This window comes from Rhizobium skierniewicense (assembly GCF_014196515.1).
GTDB lineage: Bacteria > Pseudomonadota > Alphaproteobacteria > Rhizobiales > Rhizobiaceae > Agrobacterium > Agrobacterium skierniewicense.
On the sequence record NZ_JACIDV010000018.1, the window covers coordinates 1 to 18234 of the forward strand.

24 protein-coding genes are annotated in these 18234 nt (G+C 52.8%); 15 read left to right on the forward strand and 9 right to left on the reverse strand.

What is annotated here, in order from left to right; genetic code table 11:
• Nucleotides 1-59: 59 nt before the first annotated feature.
• Entirely contained in the window at nucleotides 60-230 is a 171-nt protein-coding gene (locus GGQ73_RS21140; RefSeq protein ID WP_234911049.1) for a hypothetical protein, read from the reverse strand.
• A 467-nt stretch (nucleotides 231-697) separates the two neighbouring features.
• Here GGQ73_RS21140 and GGQ73_RS21145 point away from each other — a divergent pair, with 467 nt between their 5' ends.
• Both GGQ73_RS21145 and GGQ73_RS21150 read left to right on the forward strand, forming a co-directional pair.
• Nucleotides 698-871, forward strand: a complete 174-nt coding sequence (locus GGQ73_RS21145) for a hypothetical protein (protein ID WP_183897727.1) — start codon at nucleotides 698-700, stop codon at nucleotides 869-871.
• A gap of 123 nt (nucleotides 872-994) precedes the next feature.
• Entirely contained in the window at nucleotides 995-1270 is a 276-nt protein-coding gene (locus GGQ73_RS21150; RefSeq protein ID WP_183897728.1) for a hypothetical protein, read from the forward strand.
• A gap of 1 nt (nucleotide 1271) precedes the next feature.
• On the opposite strand, the gene GGQ73_RS21155 is transcribed toward GGQ73_RS21150, so the two are convergent.
• The 3 genes from GGQ73_RS21155 to GGQ73_RS21165 are packed head-to-tail and all read right to left on the reverse strand — an operon-like array spanning nucleotide 1272 to nucleotide 3125.
• Nucleotides 1272-1748 carry a toll/interleukin-1 receptor domain-containing protein gene (locus tag GGQ73_RS21155; RefSeq protein ID WP_183897729.1) on the reverse strand — a complete coding sequence of 159 codons (477 nt, stop codon included), beginning with the start codon at nucleotides 1746-1748 and terminating at the stop codon, nucleotides 1272-1274.
• Nucleotide 1749: 1 nt separating this feature from the next.
• Nucleotides 1750-2742 carry a caspase family protein gene (locus tag GGQ73_RS21160; RefSeq protein ID WP_183897730.1) on the reverse strand — a complete coding sequence of 331 codons (993 nt, stop codon included), beginning with the start codon at nucleotides 2740-2742 and terminating at the stop codon, nucleotides 1750-1752.
• Nucleotides 2742-3125 carry a TIR domain-containing protein gene (locus tag GGQ73_RS21165; RefSeq protein WP_234911050.1) on the reverse strand — a complete coding sequence of 128 codons (384 nt, stop codon included), beginning with the start codon at nucleotides 3123-3125 and terminating at the stop codon, nucleotides 2742-2744. The genes GGQ73_RS21160 and GGQ73_RS21165 overlap by 1 nt, the downstream gene beginning before the upstream one ends.
• 366 nt (nucleotides 3126-3491) lie before the next feature.
• Here GGQ73_RS21165 and GGQ73_RS21170 point away from each other — a divergent pair, with 366 nt between their 5' ends.
• A complete protein-coding gene (locus GGQ73_RS21170) occupies nucleotides 3492-3653 on the forward strand; it encodes a hypothetical protein (RefSeq protein WP_183897732.1) in 162 nt (53 codons plus the stop codon).
• A 605-nt stretch (nucleotides 3654-4258) separates the two neighbouring features.
• Here the strand turns inward: GGQ73_RS21170 and GGQ73_RS21175 are convergent.
• From GGQ73_RS21175 to GGQ73_RS21195, 5 genes are all read right to left on the reverse strand, one after another.
• On the reverse strand, nucleotides 4259-4903 hold the full coding sequence (locus tag GGQ73_RS21175; protein WP_183897733.1) for a thermonuclease family protein: 645 nt from the start codon (nucleotides 4901-4903) through the stop codon (nucleotides 4259-4261).
• A 51-nt stretch (nucleotides 4904-4954) separates the two neighbouring features.
• The gene (locus GGQ73_RS21180; protein ID WP_183897734.1) at nucleotides 4955-5293 is read right to left on the reverse strand and encodes a single-stranded DNA-binding protein; all 339 of its coding nucleotides are present in this window, start codon (nucleotides 5291-5293) and stop codon (nucleotides 4955-4957) included.
• Nucleotides 5294-5499: 206 nt separating this feature from the next.
• Entirely contained in the window at nucleotides 5500-6867 is a 1368-nt protein-coding gene (gene repC / locus GGQ73_RS21185) for a plasmid replication protein RepC (protein ID WP_183897735.1), read from the reverse strand.
• A 191-nt stretch (nucleotides 6868-7058) separates the two neighbouring features.
• On the reverse strand, nucleotides 7059-7283 hold the full coding sequence (locus tag GGQ73_RS21190; protein ID WP_183897736.1) for a ribbon-helix-helix protein, CopG family: 225 nt from the start codon (nucleotides 7281-7283) through the stop codon (nucleotides 7059-7061).
• Between the two features lie 777 nt (nucleotides 7284-8060).
• Nucleotides 8061-8510 (reverse strand): RrF2 family transcriptional regulator, encoded by a 450-nt coding sequence (locus tag GGQ73_RS21195; protein ID WP_183897737.1) that lies wholly within the window; start codon nucleotides 8508-8510, stop codon nucleotides 8061-8063.
• A gap of 475 nt (nucleotides 8511-8985) precedes the next feature.
• Here GGQ73_RS21195 and GGQ73_RS21200 point away from each other — a divergent pair, with 475 nt between their 5' ends.
• Genes GGQ73_RS21200 through virB10 form a run of 12 tightly spaced genes read left to right on the forward strand, consistent with a single transcriptional unit; the run spans nucleotide 8986 to nucleotide 18227 of the window.
• Nucleotides 8986-9495 (forward strand): hypothetical protein, encoded by a 510-nt coding sequence (locus GGQ73_RS21200; RefSeq protein ID WP_183897738.1) that lies wholly within the window; start codon nucleotides 8986-8988, stop codon nucleotides 9493-9495.
• A 1-nt stretch (nucleotide 9496) separates the two neighbouring features.
• Nucleotides 9497-10120 (forward strand): lysozyme family protein, encoded by a 624-nt coding sequence (locus tag GGQ73_RS21205; RefSeq protein ID WP_183897739.1) that lies wholly within the window; start codon nucleotides 9497-9499, stop codon nucleotides 10118-10120.
• 14 nt (nucleotides 10121-10134) lie between these two features.
• Entirely contained in the window at nucleotides 10135-10437 is a 303-nt protein-coding gene (locus GGQ73_RS21210) for a TrbC/VirB2 family protein (protein WP_183897740.1), read from the forward strand.
• Between the two features lie 3 nt (nucleotides 10438-10440).
• On the forward strand, nucleotides 10441-10788 hold the full coding sequence (locus GGQ73_RS21215; RefSeq protein ID WP_183897741.1) for a VirB3 family type IV secretion system protein: 348 nt from the start codon (nucleotides 10441-10443) through the stop codon (nucleotides 10786-10788).
• Complete coding sequence (locus GGQ73_RS21220; protein ID WP_234911051.1) at nucleotides 10788-13178, forward strand: VirB4 family type IV secretion/conjugal transfer ATPase; 2391 nt, start codon at nucleotides 10788-10790, stop codon at nucleotides 13176-13178. Before GGQ73_RS21215 ends, GGQ73_RS21220 begins: the two co-directional genes overlap by 1 nt.
• Entirely contained in the window at nucleotides 13175-13927 is a 753-nt protein-coding gene (locus GGQ73_RS21225; RefSeq protein WP_183897742.1) for a type IV secretion system protein, read from the forward strand. The genes GGQ73_RS21220 and GGQ73_RS21225 overlap by 4 nt, the downstream gene beginning before the upstream one ends.
• The gene (locus GGQ73_RS21230; protein ID WP_183897743.1) at nucleotides 13927-14199 is read left to right on the forward strand and encodes an EexN family lipoprotein; all 273 of its coding nucleotides are present in this window, start codon (nucleotides 13927-13929) and stop codon (nucleotides 14197-14199) included. The genes GGQ73_RS21225 and GGQ73_RS21230 overlap by 1 nt, the downstream gene beginning before the upstream one ends.
• A 2-nt stretch (nucleotides 14200-14201) precedes the next feature.
• Nucleotides 14202-15131: a TrbL/VirB6 family protein gene (locus GGQ73_RS21235; RefSeq protein ID WP_183897744.1), complete on the forward strand. Its 930-nt coding sequence runs from the start codon at nucleotides 14202-14204 to the stop codon at nucleotides 15129-15131.
• Between the two features lie 3 nt (nucleotides 15132-15134).
• A complete protein-coding gene (locus tag GGQ73_RS21240; protein ID WP_183897745.1) occupies nucleotides 15135-15443 on the forward strand; it encodes a hypothetical protein in 309 nt (102 codons plus the stop codon).
• Between the two features lie 2 nt (nucleotides 15444-15445).
• Nucleotides 15446-16126 (forward strand): VirB8 family type IV secretion system protein, encoded by a 681-nt coding sequence (locus tag GGQ73_RS21245; RefSeq protein WP_183897746.1) that lies wholly within the window; start codon nucleotides 15446-15448, stop codon nucleotides 16124-16126.
• Nucleotides 16123-17004: a P-type conjugative transfer protein VirB9 gene (virB9, locus tag GGQ73_RS21250; RefSeq protein ID WP_183897747.1), complete on the forward strand. Its 882-nt coding sequence runs from the start codon at nucleotides 16123-16125 to the stop codon at nucleotides 17002-17004. The genes GGQ73_RS21245 and virB9 overlap by 4 nt, the downstream gene beginning before the upstream one ends.
• A complete protein-coding gene (virB10, locus tag GGQ73_RS21255; RefSeq protein ID WP_183897748.1) occupies nucleotides 17001-18227 on the forward strand; it encodes a type IV secretion system protein VirB10 in 1227 nt (408 codons plus the stop codon). Before virB9 ends, virB10 begins: the two co-directional genes overlap by 4 nt.
• The last annotated feature ends 7 nt before the right edge of the window (nucleotides 18228-18234 follow it).

Below are 18234 nucleotides of genomic sequence, written 5' to 3' on the forward strand. Positions count from 1 at the left end.
GTCTAGACATAGATCCTCACATTCAGACAACTCGTATGCCCGACATACCCTACTCAGCATCAGCCGCGCCAGATGGGGTCTCCTTGCCGCTTACCATCAAGGGCGAAATCGGCGGCAAGATCGTAAGGCGTAAAGAATGCACCGGCTGCGCCGTTGTTGAAATCGGCTCCTTCGTGCCAGTTCTCAAACACGAATGCGCGTTCGTCATCTGAAAGACGGTCTTTGGTCAATATCGCCTCTGCCTCTGCGTGGGCCTTGCACTGCTGTTTTGCGAGTTTCGCAATTGCTCAAATCTCCTTTAATCCGCGAAGCGGTCCTGTCCCGAAGGGCAGGAGCCCCGCTCCTGCTCCTGAGACATCGGCGGCGAGATCGGGGGAGAGGGGGGCAAGCATAAAAAGGTCAGGGGGGACCACCCACACCGAAGGTGCGCCGGCACAGCCGGCGTCCTGCAACGAAAAGACCTAGCCGGCTCGTCCGGCCAGGTCGTATGAGTGAAGGATGGGGGATGGGCTTTTTATGCTTGTTGGGGAGAGGGGCAGCGCCCTCTTTTCCCATAACAACAGCAATGACCGCCTTGCGGCGGACTGGTTTATACAAATATAAAATGATATAAGCGTAAATTAAACGCCGATTTGATTATTTATTTCGGCCATTTCAGTCAACCAATACCAGATTAAAGCGAAGTATGGAGAAAACGATGAATGAAACGATGAAGGAAAAGGCAGAACGTTTGAGGAAATATGCTCAAGAGAAAAAGCCAGAAATTGAAGCTCGCGCCAAAGCCTTGCATGACAGGATAACTAGTCTTAAGCAGCGCGAGCATTTTAGACAGGTAGAAGCGCGGCTAACGGAAAAATTGTCGACGAGGTAGATATCAACTCCGACGACCGACCCGTAGTATATCCGACCAATGAGTCGACGAATTTGTGAAGTTGCGTTATCCTCTGCCTAAATGAATGGACTGGGCAATATCGGGGTAATGGATCGATAACTTATGAAACAAGACATAGACTCGATCTTAGACACCCTTCTCGACCAGTTAGCCAGCATAGAGCACGAGCGCTGGGCACATTGGCAAAAATACATGCACAGTAAGGCGCTCCGTCAACCTGATGGATCTTTGATTATTCCCGCTTACCTCGTCACCAAGTGGGAGCGTCAGATCGCTCTGCCATTCGCTCAGCTTTCAGAAGCCGAAAAAGATAGCGATCGTGAGCAGGTGCAAAAATACCTGCCCCTTCTCAAAAGCTCTCTGAGCAAAACCTTTTGAGTTACTGGCCGAGACGGCTTCTTATCGTGGTGTAGAAGTCCCCCGTGGTTTCAGCTTTCGCTAGTTCTTCGCTTTTGTAAGCGCGTCTGCGCACAAAGCTTGTTTCCGTCGTTTTGCTAACGGTTGCATACACATCAAGATCGGCCTGGCTACGCAGATACGGCCATTTTTTTAGATATTCTGGCAGAGTGGTATTGTCGCCCGCATATGTAGCGATGGGCTGATGCTTCTCCGTTGCGATACCGATCTCCCAAGGAACCCACCATGATGTTTTCGTGTTTGCGGAGACGACGGCAAGGAGTTGCGTACATTTGCCGAGCTGCAAACGGATGTATTCGCCAAGGTTCTCACCGGCCTTGGACCCTTCGGGGTCAATAAGATCAAGATAGCTGTCAATGCCATGTTGGGTCTTCAAGCGTGCTGCAACTGCAGCCGCGAGAACTGAGTCTGCTCTTTGGTGCGAAACAAAAATCTTCATTCTATATCCGTTTCATTTCAGCGAGCTTACGGTAATGAGCACCCAATGCTGTGAGTTTGCAACCAGTACCATACACAGCCGCGTGCCACATGTGAGCTTGGTCTACCGGGACCACCAGCCCATGGCGATTGCACTGCTGGAGCTCACGATAGATGCGGACGTTCTCATCGACGACCGGGATCTCCGTGAGATTTGCGGCCTCCTCTCCCCGATCTGGCTCAAAGGAAGGATCAAGCTTGAAGACATCCGTCGCGTCACCAAAATATTCTGGCAATCGTCGCAACACGTCGCGAGGAATTTTCGGTGCCACTTCTCGCAGAACGACAAAGCGCTGCACGTTAGCCTTATAGATTGGGCGCTGATCCCATGGGCCAAGAGTCTGATCGACATGAGCGTAAATAGATGCGGGGGTTATGCGACCGCAAATATCGCTAGCGGAGCCCCGGAGACCATCCACCAACATATCAGTGAAAATGCCGTGGCCACTGACTTCTCCAGCCGTGCCTTGCCGGTGGCAAGCTGTAAGGATCGTGACGCCATTGCCGATAACAGAAACCTGGCCATCACTTCCTAGCCCAGCGACCTCGCCCGCATACCCCGAATGGCAGCTATCTAGTATGATTACGGAGGACTTGATCCGGGGATGAGCCTTATTGGCCAAGGCAAGTATGTCTTGAAGTGAACATCCCCATCCGCCCTTTTTTCCATCTTGGCTTACGATGTAGCCGGCATTGGTTTCTAGGTTAATGAGTCCGTGACCTGCGAAGAAAAAAAGCGCTGTGTCAGCATCTCCGGAAAAGAGCTCAGCCAAAGCGTCCTGCAGGAGTGCCGCCGTCACCTTTGTTTCGTTACTGGTGATCAACCTTACGTCAAAGTTCGGAGAACCATCTCCATTGGCTTCCAGCATTGAAGCAATTGTAATCGCATCATTCACGCAGCCGGACAGTGGTGAGTTATCATAGTCATCAATACCTACGACAAGCGCTTTACGCATTATCGAGCGCCCCCAATCAACGATTTAAGATTTGGCCATGTCCACTTGTAGATTTTGTCCGTACTAAGCGCCGCGACTGGTTTCACGCACGTTTTGCCACTCCTGCCCCAGAGCAAGAAGTAAGGAATTTTTTCTTCTTGAGCGATCATCACTTCGACACTGACGCCGGTCGCGATATTAGTGTTTGTACCACACATTACGATGACCTGATCGACGCTCCGGATTCGTGTCCGGACCTTTTCTTTCCAATCACCGGTCATATGCGCTTTAACTGACCAGTCGGCGAGCGAAAATGGCGAGTCTGGATTTCGAGATTGGCCAACAAGAAGGTTTCGGAGATCTTCGTCATTGTCGAAATCAAAAGAAGTAAATACCCGTTTCATACACATTTCTCCCTTCCCCTAGCAGTAGGGGCAGAGAAAAGCGCGAGTCAACCCCTGATAGGCGTTCTTTAACATTTTATAAACTATTTCAACTGTCGTTTGGCTATGCCCTGTTGCCGCGTCTCGACCCTCAACAGTCATACGAGTGACAGGAGCGTGACTTAATGCGCTTTTTTGAAACGTTACGTCCGATGTCAACGAATTATGGCTAGAGATACCACGCGGCGCCTCGGACGCCCGGTATCTTTCTCGAAGCCCTTAACAATTGATGATCCGTAAGCAGGCGATTGTTTTTAAAACGTGAGCTCACGAAATTTGTGATTTCAAGCAAAATCCCTTATGCTTCGCTCTACAACGGAGGTCTAGATGGAACCTTTTCTAGCAGCTTTCTTTGGCGGCGCGACCGCCCTGTTGTTTGTTTCGGCCGCACAAATCCTGGATGCTTCCACCCTAGTCACACTTCTCTCAGCTGGCGTTGGTGGCGGCTTAGGAACGTATGCCGGACAGAAGGTGTTGAGCGTGAGCTAACATCTTGCGGTCCCAAGGGACGACGCTGGACCTTGGAAATTTGTTGAGGGAAACGGTATGATCGTACTCGAACTACTCCTTGGAGCCATTCTGGGAGCCGTGTTTGTGTCTGGCACGATCTATTTCGCGATGAGACTGAAGACGCCTTCGCTGCCTCAGCCCCAAGAAGGATCGCGATCTCAAACCGTCTATGGTCCAAGAACTGGCATATAAGGGTTTGCAGGTCCGTATCTAACCCCGCCTTCTTCAAAGAAGCCCTTGTAGCCAAGCACCCATGAGCGATGAAACTCTGAACCTGCGAGGATCTTGCGCAGGTATCGCGGCATGACCTTCCCATCGTACCCGCAGAGATAAATCCGGAGATAAATTGCGTTGATTGTACGGTTCCGTTTGTTGCTTCCGGGGGCGTCACCAGAAGGGCCGAGACGCCTGAACGGTGGTCGTTAGCTTACCGGCTTCGGAATCGGCTTTTTGAGACGAAGCCGACGCCTTGGGTCAGCTCGATCACCGGGATTGGGCGGCTCGGTCGCGGGTTTCCCGCGGTAGCACGCGGTCGCTCGCCGATGGCGAGCGATGCCCACCCCTCTAAATTAGTGGGTTTTAGGCTATTCAATCATCCTCACCTGGCTTTTGCGATCCTCATACACGCTCTGGCGCCACTCATCCGGTCTTGTGAATGAACTCGACCAAAGACCTACTCTGCTTTGTCGGGCTTGGTTTTCCAGCGATTGATATGTGTCGTAGGGCAACTTGTAATGCCCTCTCTGATCGACCAATGCGTGACCTGCAACGATGGCTTCAGCGGCGATATCTGCACCATTGACCCCGCACCTTGCGATCACCGTTGCATCGTATCGACGATCGAGCGTCTGGCACTGAATCTCGCGACCCAAGGTTTGTGAAACTATCCACGCTGTTGCCATCGGCTCGCACGGCCACGGCGTCCCGTTGAAATACGCGAGCTGGCCTTTGTCGCAAACTTCGATCCCCGCGATTTCAACTTTCACATCGGGGTTGAGAAACTGAAGCGTTCGCGCATCGATCACGCGGACCTGGCCCTGCAGGATGCCTTGCTGTTGCGCTTCGACTTTTTGAGCCGGCTGCTGCGTATTAGCTGCCAAGGTCGTCTGCTCGATCATGTTTTTGTACGTGTCGATTTGACCGCCAATACGCTTATCCTCTCCCATTTGGGACAGGACGTACACGCCGATCGCGGCGATACCCATCAAACTGAAAGTTTTATAGTCCATTGCCTCGCAACACGGTTGGTCGCGCCGCCCTTTCGAGCGGCGCAATGAAGCTTAGTTATCTTCGGGCTGCTTCTTGGCGAGCTGGCCGAAATCGAGAACGATGAGATCCGTCGAGTAGCGCTCTTCGCCGGTGGCACTATCCGTGAATTTCGATTGGCGAAGCTTGCCGCGTGCAATAACGAGGTCGCCGGGGCCAACGTGGTTCGCGATGAAATCGCGGGTGCGCTTGTTGAAGACTACCACTTCGTTCCAGTGCGGATCATCGATCCATTCGCCGCCTTCGCGCTCTTGGCGGCGATAGTTGGCGCAAATCGAAACCCGCGTGGCACTTTCGAATGGGCTGATACGACCGACGCGACCGAGGATATCGAATTCAGCATGGTTCTTCATGGTACACTCCCTAAAGCTGTTGACAGGGCTTTAAGGCATCTTGAAGTGGCGGCGTCAATCTCAATTGCGGAGGGTCCGCGAAACGGAAACCGTCATTGTGATTGACGCTATTAGCCACGCCAGATGCAAATTGCCCGGTCATTACAACAGCTTTTCAGGGGCGTTACCAGATAAACTATGTATTTTGAAACACCACATAACGCATGTCACAGCAATCTCGGCATTGTCTCCGGACGCCAGGGCGTCGCTGCTCTCGCCACCAAGCCGCGGGAGACATGAGCGCTCGAATAACGCTGGTTTTCATGGTCGGCAATAAGACCGTGCAGCGTTTTTTCAAGATGAAGATCGCCGCCGGCAACCTTCGCCGTCATGCCGCGCAAATATCCTCCCGGCTCGCGCACAAGGCCAGCGGCAGACTTTTGAACGATAATCGCAATCGCAATCGCCGCCGCGGCCGCTCCCATAGCCGCCCGGGCCTCATGCCACGCCTGCGGTGAAATCCCGAGGGTTCCGCGAATTTGCGCCGCCACCTCGATCAGATCCCTCCAGTTTGTGATCTGCCCGTAATCGAGCATTTCGGGGCAAGCATTTAGTACCGTTTGAACGAAAATCTTCTGCTTCGGAGTTTGCAGATCGGACTCGACAGCGCCGCTCTCGCCTTCGTAATTCTCATAAGCCGTTTTTTCGACGGCATAGCCGTCGTCAGTATGTAAATCAGTTGATCGCGCTTCAGCGCGATTCCGCTCATCGTTACAAGATACAGAGTTGGGATGGGTTGTAGTTTCTAATAGGCATCCGAAATCTGTTGCGCTGGCATCATTATATTTGTTCTGAGCATTGGAAAGCATGGCGATCTGGATATGTCGCAGCAATGTGGAATAGGCGCGTCTGGCTCGCTTGAGAAGTTCCAACGGTGCTTTGTTCGAGCGCCCGACTACCCGGCTAATCCATTCGTACCTCGCCTTGAACTGCGACCATCGCCCGCTGAGCTGTTGCGAGGCGGCGGACTGGCAGTGTGCGGGGATTTGGCGGCGTAGTTTGTGAACTGCGGTACGGCATTCCACCCATTGCGCGTGTTCCGCCTCGTGAAGCTCAGCCATCGCTCGCAGTTCCTCGTAGCGAGCTACGAGAATTGTGAGGTCGATCCCATAAGCGAACTTGACTGATCCATCGGCCGCGCGGCTTCCAGATCTTCGGCAATTTGCGCTGTCCTGATAAGTGATCAGGCCGTGTTGTGCGAGCGATGCAAGAGCGGAACGGACGGTGTTGTTGCTGATCGCGAGACCGGCCGAACGCGCCAGCGCGGCGTTTTGCTGCCAGACGATGGGCCGCGCACCCGTTTTCCAGTCGTCCTCGAAGGTTCGGAAGACGAGAGTTTGTAGAATAAGCTGCGCGGTGCCATTAATTTTCATGCAGTGAAGGGCGCGTTTCGTGACTGCCCAAATCTCGGAACGCGAATACGCGCCAAGATTTGCGGCCTGCGCCATACGGTCATAGCTCACGCGCACTGCATCGACCTTCCGCCAGCCGGAAGGGTTCGGGCTTTGTCCCAAAGCCCGTTCAGTAAATGTCATTGTCCTCTCCCTCCTTCGGAGAAGGGCAAATGACAGGCAAGCCAACGGCGTTTTCTCGCAAGAGGCTCTTGCGAAAATTGCTTGGATCAGCTAGGTTTGGAGGTGAAGTGGTCGACTATTAAGGTCTTCCAAACCCGAGCTTCGGCTCTCCTATCAAAAACGCCTGCCGCGCCAACGGCGGGCGTTTTTCTTTATGCCCCTTGGTGCTTCGATAGATACTCCTTCAAAGCTTCCTCGATGATAACGGAACGTCCAACGACGCGCCGCTTCTGTTTAAGCTCGTCGCATTTTTCAACGAATTCAGCTGGTAGATCGAGATGGACGAACACCCGTCCGGACTGGATGCGCTTGGCGCGTGATTTCGCTACGAAATCACGATCAATCTTCCGCTGCACTTCTTTGTCCATAACCGTCATGGCTTTCCCGACTTTCTAGTTACCACCTACACAGGCCTATTGCGATTCTACGATTCGCACAAGTCTTAAATGGGTATTTAGAATTACTACATTACGACCATTAAATAGACATTTTAATTTCCTCTTTGTCACACCCTGAGATAGAAGTTTGCGAAAGACGGATCGGCGTCGTTAATAATTGATCGCTAATATTGGTATGAATTTTCGTTATGGCTCAAGATGCTAAGCGCTTTTTTTTCGATACTCGCCATTTTGGTGCACTTTTTTTCTGTGGGTTAAGATGTCGTACCGTCAATCACCCGATCCGCTTCGCCACAAATCGTAATAATGCGTCGATTTTGCCGTCAAAAGGTCGCGAATACATATGTCCAACAGCGTTATGGCACGTAGGGTCCGAAGCCCACGCCATGCTTTTGTTCAGGCCTTCGAGACAGGTTGGATTGGAAGGGGCGGTATCGTGAGAGAGAAAAGCGATAGCTGGGTCGAGATCGTAAACGGCGCTTTGAACGGCCGCATTAGCCTTCCCCAACGATCCGTAGAAATTGTTGGCGAGCCTTGGCCGGAGTACGGTGATCGAGCGTACCGCCTCTATGAGCAGGGCAGCAACTCACAACGCGAAATAGGCGTATGTTGGTGTTGGGCAGGTCTAGAGAGACGATCAATCTTACTGAATACAGATGACGGCAAATATTACGGACACCTCCAGTCCGTTTCCATGAAAGACGCATGGGCACGATTTACCATTGAAATATATGATGAAATCGAATGAACAGAGACCTATTTCACCTTGGGAATTTCGATACCTAAAGCTTCTAGGGTATAAGGATCGCCAGCGATTTCAGCAAAATTGAAACGCTCCAACTCCTTGAGAAACGCCGTGCGAGACCGCTCGTAAACAAAGCTTAGTGTCGCTTTCGGGTGTCGTGGTTTATGCTGCTCATCAATAGCGAGAATTGGAGCGATCTCGAAATCCGCTTCAAGAAGCTCGATTACTTCGCGCAACGATACCGTTGCTGGATCTCGAAGCCACGAATGGCCTCCGGAACGTCCCATCCTGGTTGTAATGATTTCAGCATCGCCAAGCAGCCTGAAGGGCCGCTTGAGAGCGCTTTGAACAATGCCGAAACATTCTTGAATCTCTGATTGCTGCACCACCTCGCGGGGTAATACAGCGGCCATATAAATCAAAGCATTTACACCCACGTCAGTGGAAGTGAGCAGTCTCATTCAAAACGTCCGGTATTCATCATTCTGCGGTCAGAAAAGAGTATTGCACATAAAGCATGGGAATGCATGTGAAGCCATTGTTAGAGATTCCTGGGATTCCCATTCAGATTGATTAAAGCGCGAGACCTTCTATTTATAATTGCTAAAAAAAGAAAAACAATCAGCACCGCAAGCGGTAAGCGAACTAGAAACTGGCGCGAGCCATGCGAAAACATCGGTATAAATCCGGTGTAGTCTGACAGCAACAGGCATCAAGTAATCAACCGAAGAAATCAAAACCCATACCAAACAGCAATTTTTACGGGTGTACATTTAGCACCTCCTCGTTAATATCGTGATTGCATTTCACTACTTTTGCAATTATCCGGGTTTTTCGTCTCACCGGACACGGATACGATGGAGGGATAAAGTGCGTAAAATCGGGAAACTGAAGAGGTTTGTAACGGGCGTTACCATATTGGCAGGGTGCAGTTTGATGAGCGCGCCCGTAAACGCAGAAGACAATTGGCCCTGTGAGGTTGCTCTGTGCATTTCAAATCCGGCCGGTCCCATGGCGGTTGGTGAATGCGTCAATCCAATCAAAAAACTCTACGAACATCTGGCCAAAGGCCGGGGCTTCCCGATGTGCAAATCAGCGGATGGCCATGTGCAGTTCACCCGCTACGGGATGGAGTTTCAGGAAGATTGCCCGGAAGGCACACGCACGGTTTATCGGGATGACGACGAGGGACATCGCTCCAGCCGAAACATGCGCATGTGTGAAAAATTCATTCCGATCAAAGGCGGCTTTTCTGTCGGAGGCGCGTTCAGCAACGGAAGCAACGGCGGTCGCAATGATAACGACGATCTTCCGGTATTTGAATATCGCATGGTCAACGGAGAGCGCGTCTACGGCCAGGTAGTGACCGAGGCCGCGCCAATTCGGGCAAAGCCTAGCTATCTCGATTATGTCGTGCAGGGCGATAGCCGCCGTCTGTGGTGGTAGAATGGACACGCTAGCCATTCTTGCCCTTGCAACCCAATGCGTGACTGCTGCACCGGCCCCAATCGTTGCAGCTGTCGCCATGGCGGAAACCAGCGGCTCGACCTATTCGGTCACAGTCGATGGTAAGCGAAGCGACCACGCTGAACAGAACGAGGCTGTTCAAAGCGTGGCGCTCGCTCTCGTCGAAGGCGCTACCGTGAAAGTCGGTCTTGCTGGCGTTCCTGTGAAATCCTTCGACAGCCTGAAGGTGTCTTACACCGAAGGATTTTCGTCCTGCTTCAACCTCGAAGTTGCAGGGGATGAACTTCGCAAGCGTTGGGAATCGTTCGGTGGCCAAGAGGATCACTGGCGGTTGGCGGCACTGGACTATGGGACCGGAGAACCCGGTGTCGATAGTGACTATTCTAAGCGTTTTGACGCCGCTCTGGCAGAAATCAATGAGCTTTCTCACCGTTTGGGCAAGCGGCAGGGACAGGCGAGCAAGGTAGTTGCCGCTGGTCCTGCTTCATCTTCCGATGAAGAAGCGCCCAATTCTCCCCCGGCGCAGCAAGCAGCAGTGCCGGAAAACAAATGGGACGTTTTCAACAATCAGCGGTCCCAATCACTTTTGATTTTTTCGCGGTAATTAAGGAGCCACGTATGTTCATCAACGGCGCTATGCGCTTCCTGCCCCTGATGATGGCGGTAGTATTCTTCTCAGCAGTCATGGTCGAGCCTGCCTTTGCGCAAAGCTTGGGAGGCGCAGAATCCATTCTCGAAACGATTGTTGATGCTCTGACGGGCAACATTGCGCGTCTTATCGCGATCATCGCCTGCATTTTGGTCGGCTTTGGCTTCCTGTTCGGTTTTGTCGATCTGCGGACGGTTGGTTACTTCGTCGTTGGCGCCATCATCTTGTTCGGTGCGCGTGAAATCGTAGACCTTCTTTCTTCGGGTAGCTGATCCATGGCGAATGAGGACGAAAAGCCCACTGAAGACATTCTCTTCCTTGCTTGCACACGGCCTGCGATGTTCGCGGGCGTGACCATGGAAGCGGTCTTCATCATCATCGTTTTGACCGGGCTTGTCTTCCTCGCAGGCGGTAGCCTGCTTTATCTCTTGGTTGGCGTATTCATCTATGCGGGATGCCGTGCGGTGTGCGCCAACGATCCCAACCAGTTCAGCATCATTTTCGCTTGGGCAGCAACCAAGCTCAAATGCCGGACGCGCGTGTATTGGGGCGCTTCATCTGTCAGCCCCCTCCGCGTCAAAAAGGCGCGCAATTGGCGCGAAGTTCAAAAGGTCGAAGTGTAATGGTCAAACTCATGGGCCGTAACCGTGCCATCCAGCGCGAGGCGCTTGCATCAGAAAAACTGCCATATATCCGGCACATCGATGAGCACATCGTGAGCCTGCGCAATGGTCAGATGCTTGCTGTAATCGAGCTTGAAGGCGCGTCTTTCGATACGGCTGACCATACCGAAAAAAATGACCTTCACGCAAAGCTGAACCTCATGTGGCGCAACATCAACGATGAGCGCCTGGCGGTCTGGACACATCTTATTCGAACGCGGGACGTCGATTACCCTGAAGGAACCTTCAAATCGGCTTTCGCGAAACAGCTTGACGATAAGTACAAGCAGAAAATGACCAGCGAAACGCTGTACCGAAACCGCCTTTACCTCGCCCTTGTGTGGGCTCCAGCGCGTGATGCGGACAAGCCGACGAAATCGCTCGTTGCTCGTTTGAGGAAGGCCCGCAAAACCGGTACGGAGATAGACGAAAAGGGGCTGCGCGATTTTCGCGGCATCATTCCAACAATCGTCACAGGACTCGACCGCTATGAAGCCCGCCTCTGCGGCCTCTATGAGCATAACGGCTTCATGTTCTCACAAGTCAGTGAATACCTGAACGCAGTTGGTACTCTGTCATTTGAGAAAATGCCTCTGACAGAAGGACCGATCAACGGAGCTATTCTGCTTGATCGTCCTCTGTTCGGCCGTGAGGTCATCGAGCTTCGCGGAGCAGGGCAATCCAGATATTGCGGCGTCCTTGGGGTGAAGGAATATCCAGCAACGACGCGGCCCGGAATGCTGAATGATCTTCTGCAAGCTCCGTTTGAGTTTGTCCTGTCGCAATCCTTTGCCATGGCCTCCAAAACGGAAAGCCGCTCGATCCTGACGCTGAAGCAGAACCAGATGACCAATGTGAGGGACCGCGCTCTATCACAGATCGTGGACCTGGACCAAGCGCTTGACGATCTGGAATCGAGCAAGTTCACAATGGGTCGCCATCACCTCAACCTCATGGTTGTGGCTGACACCGCGCAATCGCTCATGGACAAGATGGCTATTGCCCGTCGAATGATGTCAGATTGTAGCGTTGTGACCGCTCGCGAAGATCTCGCCCTCGAAGCTGCGTATTGGGGGCAGTTCCCCGGCAATTTCAATCAGCGCCCTCGCTCCGGTCACATAAGCTCTCGCAATTTCGCGGCTCTGTCGCCGTTCATGTCCTATCCGAAGGGCGATTTGACCAACCCATGGGGGCCATCTATCGCCTTGCTCAAAACTTCGAGCGGATGCGGTTTTCACCTGAACCTTCATGTCGGTGATCTTGGGAACACCTTCATTTGCGGCCCGTCTGGATCAGGTAAGACCGTACTGCAGAACTTCATTTTGGCGCAGTTGCAAAAGCACGATGTAACAACAGTGTTCTTTGACAAAGATCGTGGTGCAGACATTTTCGTTCGTGCAGCTGGCGGTAACTACCTCTCGCTTGAGAATGGACGGCCAACAGGTTGCGCGCCCCTGAAGGCACTTGATCTAAATAACCCCGATGACCATGCTTTTGCGGTCGAATGGGCGACGAATCTGATTTCGCATTCAGATGGACGTCCGCTAACCGTGCCAGAGCAAAAGGATATCGATAACGCGATCCTTCAAATGCGCCAGCTGCCACAATCGCAGCGCTCTCTCTCAGCGTTGAAAGCTTTCCTGTCTTCCAACGACTTGGAAGGGACTGCTGCGCGTCTCGATCGATGGACCGCAGGCGGTCCTCTTGGGTGGGTCTTTGACAACGAGACCGATGCCTTGGACCTCAATTCAACATTCCTTGGGTTCGATATGACGGACTTTTTGGATAATCCGACGATCAGAACACCCCTCATGATGTATCTGTTCTACCGGATCGAGCGGCTTATCGATGGTCGCCGGATCGTCATCGACATCGATGAGTTCTGGAAAGCTCTTGGCGATCCGGCGTTTCGTGAATTGGCCCAAAACAAACTCAAGACCATCCGTAAACAGAACGGCTTGATGATTTTCGGCACGCAGTCTCCGCGGGACGCGATTGCATCTTCGATCGGGTACACAATCATCGAGCAATGCCCGACAAAGATTTTCATGCCTAATTCGGCAGCCAGTGCCGCCGATTATATCGACGGGTTCGGGCTATCGCGCCGCGAATTCGAACTTATCAAGACAGAACTGACGGTGGAAAAACGGCAGTTCTTGATCAAGCAGGAACACAACTCCGTTGTGGCGGAACTGTCTCTGCATGGTTTCAACGACGAATTGACCATCCTTTCGGGTCGTACAGCAGCCGTGAACAGACTTGACGAGATTCGCGCAACTGTTGGCGACGATCCCGCCGACTGGATGCCTATCCTACTCAACAAACGGGATAATAGAGGAGAAGCCGCATGACGAAAATTTGGTCGAACAAATCTTCGATGAAGGCCACAGTCAACGCCTTACACTCTGTGAAAGTAGGCCTCGCCGCATCGATCGTTGCCCTTGGTCTTGCCACCGGCGCGCAAGCGCAGGGTATTCCGGTCATCGACGCGACTGCAATCGCGCGATGGGGTCAGCAACTCCAAGAGATGAAAAATCAGCTTGATCAGGCAAAGCAGATTTTTGATGAGGCACAGAAGCTAAATCAGTCCTTCGACATTTCGAAGCTCGAAGATCTCAAGACGATTTTGGAAGATCGCAATTTCCAACAGTATCTCCCGCAGGAATATGGTCAGTATGCCAGCGCTGTAGATGGTTTGCTGAAAGGCAATGTTGATGGCTTCGCGCAGCAGTATGACTATTACGAAAGCAAGGGCCAACAAAACGCCAACGACTTTTATCAAGCTGAACTGAAACGCAGAAAGGGCGAGACCTATAAGGACATGGCCGTTGGTGAAGTCGTTTACGACCAAGCCTCAAAGCGCCTCGAAGGTCTCAACCAGCTTCGCGATAAGATCAGCTCAACCTCAAGCCCACGCGAAGTAATGGAACTGCAGGCACGTATTCAGGCAGAAAGCGCGCTTCTTCAAAACGAGGTGTTGCGGATGCAGGGCGTTGCAATGATCCAAGAAGCTCGTAACCGCGTCGATGAGCAGCGCGTTGAGGAGCGCCGTGCAGAGCGGCGCGACCAAATGAAAGCTGCGATTGGAAATACGAACTGATGAACGCTGGCTACACGATAATGGCCGTCGCGCTTGCTGCATTCGTCACAGGATGCAGCAGCGAGACTGAAAAGCCGGCAGAAGCCGCGCCGAAGGCAGAAGTCTTCGACGTTCAGTATTATCTCAACAACGATCAAGCCAGACGGCAAATGCTCGTCCAGTGCCAGGATAACCCCGGCGCTCTTGAAGACACGCCGAACTGCGTAAATGCGACTGAAGCTGCCAAGCAGGTGCGTCGGCAGGAAATGCGCGACGCAATCAATAAGGGGTAAGGATGGCGATCGCATCGGAAATCGTCAGCAGTTTCGTTGAACCGCTGGAAACATTTATCCAAGAGGGTGCAGGCAACCTTGCTTCGGCATTGCAGGGACCACTCACTGTCGGTGCCACGCTGTACATCGTGATTTTCGGGATCATGATCCTGTTAGGCTACGTGCGCGCGCCGATTTCCGATTTTGTGATCAACGTTTTCAAAATCTCGATACTCGTAGCACTCGTGACGCAGGTTGATAATTACAACACTTACGTCACCGATTTGTTCTTCACCCAATTGCCGGATGGTCTAAGTCAGGCCATCGGCTCCGTTTCATCGAGCGGTGTAAGCACAGAGGAGATCAAAAGTGGGGCGGGTTTCGATGCGATCATAGATCGGGTCATTCTCATGGGAGAAGAAATTGCTTCCGAAGGAAGCTGGCGCGATGTCTATCCGTACATCGTGGCTGGTGTTTTTACCATTGCGGCGCTTATCGTCGCGATGATCCTCCTCGCCATTTACTTGTTTGCGAAAACGGCCGCCGCCTTGATCCTTGTTCTCGGGCCTCTGTTTATCGCAATGCTTCTATTCCGCGCCACACAGTCATTGTTCTCTTCATGGCTTTCAGCGGCCATTAACTTTGTCCTTCTGCAAGTCCTTACGATCGCTCTGCTGACGCTACTTGTCAGCCTTATCGAGTCGTACATCGGCGATGCTGAAGGGCAGGACGCTGGCACTCAAATTGTGATGGCATGGCGACTGACAGGTCTTTTCGCGCTCAGCCTTTATCTCGGTCTTCAACTGCCGGAAATTGCAGCGCGGGTTTCATCAGGTGGATTGGCCCTCGGGGGCGGTTTCGGTAGAGCCGCACTTGAAGCCCTCAAAAAAGTACCCGGCGCAGGGACGGCCGCCAAAGTTGGCGGAACAATTGCAAGAGCCGGCGGGAGATAAATAATGAAAAACAGAATTGCAAAGCTGGCTCTGCCAGCAATGGCCGTCTTTGTCCTGAGTGCCTGTACCACAATCGAGGAAAAGGGGCTGCCCAAATGCTCAGGCAGTGACAGGAGACCTTTGAATGCGGATCTGTGGGATTCCGCTACACCACCAACGAGCGGATCGGAAATTGGTTCCGCTTTGAAACCCTATTCTCCGGTCGAAACGAACAAGCCCGCATCCGTCGCGGCCATCGAAACGGCAACTGGTAGCGCAGCTTCCCAATGGAATGTTGCCGCCTCTGAAAAACCATGCGGTGAAGGAGCTTAAAGATGGTTGAGGCTCAAAACCTCAAGGAATATTTTGAGCGCTCGCGCCGTTGGGAGCAGGACGAACTTCGCTCTGCTTTACGGTCTAAGCGACTTGCATGGACTGTTGCTGCCGTTTCTATGGCAGGCACGATCGCCTCGGTATCTGCCGTGGCGGCTTTGGTCCCACTACAGAAAATCGAGCCGTTCATAATCCGGGTCGATACTGGAACCGGAATTACCGAAGCCGCATCGATGCTGAAAGATGCGCCTGCGACACTTTCCGATGCTCAAGCACGCTACTTCATTGCAAAGTATGTGACGGCTAGGGAAAGCTATTCAAGGGTCACGGTGCAGGACAACTATCGTGTGGTCAACACCATGTCCACAGGACCAGTCCAAGAGGGATATGCCCGCTGGATAAGCGCCAATAACCCACAATCCCCTCAAAAGCTTCTAGGACCCCAAGGAACTGTGCGGATTGAAATCCGCTCAGTTCAGCTAGTTCGGCAGGGTCTTGCAACAGTGAGATTCGTCCAGATCGCGGAATATCAGGGAACTGAACCGCGTACTCAGCACTACGTTGCGACCGTAGCCTACGAGGTTCTGCCTGAGGAACGGCTTACCTGGCAGCAACGCTTGATCAATCCCATCGCCTTCGCGGTAACAGAATACAGGACCGACCCGGAGGTCGTTGACCAATGAGAAGCTACGCCCGCACCTTGATATTAGCCTGCAGCATAACCCTCGCCGGGACCTGGGCTCACGCATTGGACATACCAAAGGCCGGAACGAATGATAGTCGCATTCGCTTCGTTGACTATTCAGCCAATGACGTTGTGAAAGTCATTGGTCGATATCGTGCCTCTACGCAGATCGAGTTCGACGCGACGGAAGAAATCGTACATGTCGCAACTGGTGACAGCGTTGGTTGGGAAGTCGCACCTGCTCACAATATTCTTTTCCTGAAGCCGCGTGAGAAAAACCCGCCTACAAACCTTCAGGTCGTGACCGTTCGCCAAAGCGGTGAGCGGCGCGTCTATCAGTTCGAGCTACGGGCCACAGAAGGCGATGTGACCGCCAACGACGCATATTTCCTAGTCCGATTCCGATATCCAACGGACGAGGCAAATGAGCGTCAGCGTCTTGCCGCGCTCCAAGCCGCCCAACATCGAGCCGCCGCCAATAAGCGAGCCGTCGATAGCACTCTGTCGTTGCACCAGAGCTACGGTGCAAGAAACTACCGCTATTCGGCTCAAGGCTCACGCGCGATCCAGCCGGATAGCATTTATGACGATGGCAAGGTCACTACGATGCGATTTGCCGGTAATCGTGAAATCCCCGCTATTTATATGGTTCAAAGTGACGGAAGCGAAACGCTTATTCCTTGGGATGCTCGTAAGAGCGGTGAACTCGTCGTTGTTCATGGGACAGCGAAGGAGTTCCGTCTAAGGCGCGGGGGCGACGTCATCTGCATTTTCAACGAAGGGTATGATCCTGTCGGCGTAAACCCCGGTACAGGCACCACCTCGCCGTCTGTTGAGCGCAGCGTACGGCCTGAACCGCGTGGAGCAAATCGATGAGCAACACCGACAATCAAAATCAGAATGAAGAAGCCTCGGTTGCTGGCGAACGCGGACCTGGCATTACGTCTGTCGCTGAAGAAAAAAGCGCCGCTGGTACGATTGGCCGTAGTGTAGTCGTCGGCCTTATCGTTCTGGCCGGTCTCGGTTTCCTTTATGCGACCTGGGATAGCGGCGACAAAAATGAGGAAGTGCGAGAAACCAAGACGCAGATTGGTCCGGGCGCTGTACCGTTTCAGCCTGCGGCTTTGCCACCGCCACCTGAGCCACCTCCAGCTCCCGTCCAGCAGCCTCAACCCGTCCAGCAGGTCCAACAGCCTGAGCCGCGTGACGAAATGCTTGATGCAAGCATCCGTTCGCCTGTCATCGCCTTTAGCAACAGTTCGTCACGTCGCGATAACGGACAAGGTGGCCAACAAGGGCAAGGACAAGGCGGACCGGGACAGGATTTCTCCGTTGACCTTCCCCCCGGCATTGGCGGCCTCCTCGGTGGCCAACAGGCTCAACAGCGTCAAGATCGCCTGCGCGACAAATTACAGCCTACAAACCTTGAAGGCGTAACGGCGTCGGTGCTTCCGGATCTTCACATGGTCGTTCCACAAGGTACGCAGATTCCTTGCGTGTTGCAGACGGCAATCTCCAGCGATCAACCCGGTATGGTGTCGTGCGTAATTCAGCGCGACGTCATGAGCGCAAGTGGCCAAGTCGTTCTTATGGAAAAAGGAACGACTGTCACTGGCGAATATAATGATGGCCTTCGCCGTGGCCAGAAGCGAATCTTTGTTCTGTGGAACCGCGCTCGTACACCTACTGGTGTAATTGTGAACATGGCTAGCCCCGGCGCTGATGGCCTCGGCCGCTCCGGATTCGATGGTAAGATCGATAATCATTTTTGGGAACGCTTCGGCGGAGCAATCCTAATGTCGATTGTGGGTGATGCCTCGAAGTATGCTTTCCAGCAACTGAATGATGGGACTGATTTCGAGACCAACGAAACCGAGAATGCATCTCGTGATGCAGCTTCGATCGCTCTCGAGAACTCGATCAACATTCCTCCAACCCTTTACAAAAATCAGGGTGAGCAAGTGTCGATCTTTGTGGCTCGTGACCTGTTCTTCGATAAGGTCTATCAGCTGCAAACCACTGAAACCCGCACTCAGATCCTCGATAGAACCGCCACAGGCAACATGCGTGCTAACGCACCTATCATGGCTACGAAATAAGGAATCC

Excerpts from the sequence above, each read along its gene's own strand:
- GGQ73_RS21205 (WP_183897739.1), top strand. The coding sequence starts at position 9,497 with ATGGACACGCTAGCCATTCTTGCCCTTGCAACCCAATGCGTGACTGCT.
- GGQ73_RS21160 (WP_183897730.1), bottom strand. The coding sequence starts at position 2,742 with ATGCGTAAAGCGCTTGTCGTAGGTATTGATGACTATGATAACTCACCA.
- GGQ73_RS21210 (WP_183897740.1), top strand. The coding sequence starts at position 10,135 with ATGTTCATCAACGGCGCTATGCGCTTCCTGCCCCTGATGATGGCGGTA.
- GGQ73_RS21220 (WP_234911051.1), top strand. The coding sequence starts at position 10,788 with ATGGTCAAACTCATGGGCCGTAACCGTGCCATCCAGCGCGAGGCGCTT.
- GGQ73_RS21170 (WP_183897732.1), top strand. The coding sequence starts at position 3,492 with ATGGAACCTTTTCTAGCAGCTTTCTTTGGCGGCGCGACCGCCCTGTTG.
- GGQ73_RS21180 (WP_183897734.1), bottom strand. The coding sequence starts at position 5,293 with ATGAAGAACCATGCTGAATTCGATATCCTCGGTCGCGTCGGTCGTATC.
- GGQ73_RS21195 (WP_183897737.1), bottom strand. The coding sequence starts at position 8,510 with ATGAGACTGCTCACTTCCACTGACGTGGGTGTAAATGCTTTGATTTAT.
- GGQ73_RS21175 (WP_183897733.1), bottom strand. The coding sequence starts at position 4,903 with ATGGACTATAAAACTTTCAGTTTGATGGGTATCGCCGCGATCGGCGTG.
- virB9 (WP_183897747.1), top strand. The coding sequence starts at position 16,123 with ATGAGAAGCTACGCCCGCACCTTGATATTAGCCTGCAGCATAACCCTC.
- GGQ73_RS21215 (WP_183897741.1), top strand. The coding sequence starts at position 10,441 with ATGGCGAATGAGGACGAAAAGCCCACTGAAGACATTCTCTTCCTTGCT.
- virB10 (WP_183897748.1), top strand. The coding sequence starts at position 17,001 with ATGAGCAACACCGACAATCAAAATCAGAATGAAGAAGCCTCGGTTGCT.
- GGQ73_RS21240 (WP_183897745.1), top strand. The coding sequence starts at position 15,135 with ATGAAAAACAGAATTGCAAAGCTGGCTCTGCCAGCAATGGCCGTCTTT.
- GGQ73_RS21155 (WP_183897729.1), bottom strand. The coding sequence starts at position 1,748 with ATGAAGATTTTTGTTTCGCACCAAAGAGCAGACTCAGTTCTCGCGGCT.
- repC (WP_183897735.1), bottom strand. The coding sequence starts at position 6,867 with ATGACATTTACTGAACGGGCTTTGGGACAAAGCCCGAACCCTTCCGGC.
- GGQ73_RS21190 (WP_183897736.1), bottom strand. The coding sequence starts at position 7,283 with ATGACGGTTATGGACAAAGAAGTGCAGCGGAAGATTGATCGTGATTTC.
- GGQ73_RS21150 (WP_183897728.1), top strand. The coding sequence starts at position 995 with ATGAAACAAGACATAGACTCGATCTTAGACACCCTTCTCGACCAGTTA.
- GGQ73_RS21225 (WP_183897742.1), top strand. The coding sequence starts at position 13,175 with ATGACGAAAATTTGGTCGAACAAATCTTCGATGAAGGCCACAGTCAAC.
- GGQ73_RS21145 (WP_183897727.1), top strand. The coding sequence starts at position 698 with ATGAATGAAACGATGAAGGAAAAGGCAGAACGTTTGAGGAAATATGCT.
- GGQ73_RS21230 (WP_183897743.1), top strand. The coding sequence starts at position 13,927 with ATGAACGCTGGCTACACGATAATGGCCGTCGCGCTTGCTGCATTCGTC.
- GGQ73_RS21165 (WP_234911050.1), bottom strand. The coding sequence starts at position 3,125 with ATGAAACGGGTATTTACTTCTTTTGATTTCGACAATGACGAAGATCTC.
- GGQ73_RS21245 (WP_183897746.1), top strand. The coding sequence starts at position 15,446 with ATGGTTGAGGCTCAAAACCTCAAGGAATATTTTGAGCGCTCGCGCCGT.
- GGQ73_RS21235 (WP_183897744.1), top strand. The coding sequence starts at position 14,202 with ATGGCGATCGCATCGGAAATCGTCAGCAGTTTCGTTGAACCGCTGGAA.
- GGQ73_RS21200 (WP_183897738.1), top strand. The coding sequence starts at position 8,986 with ATGAGCGCGCCCGTAAACGCAGAAGACAATTGGCCCTGTGAGGTTGCT.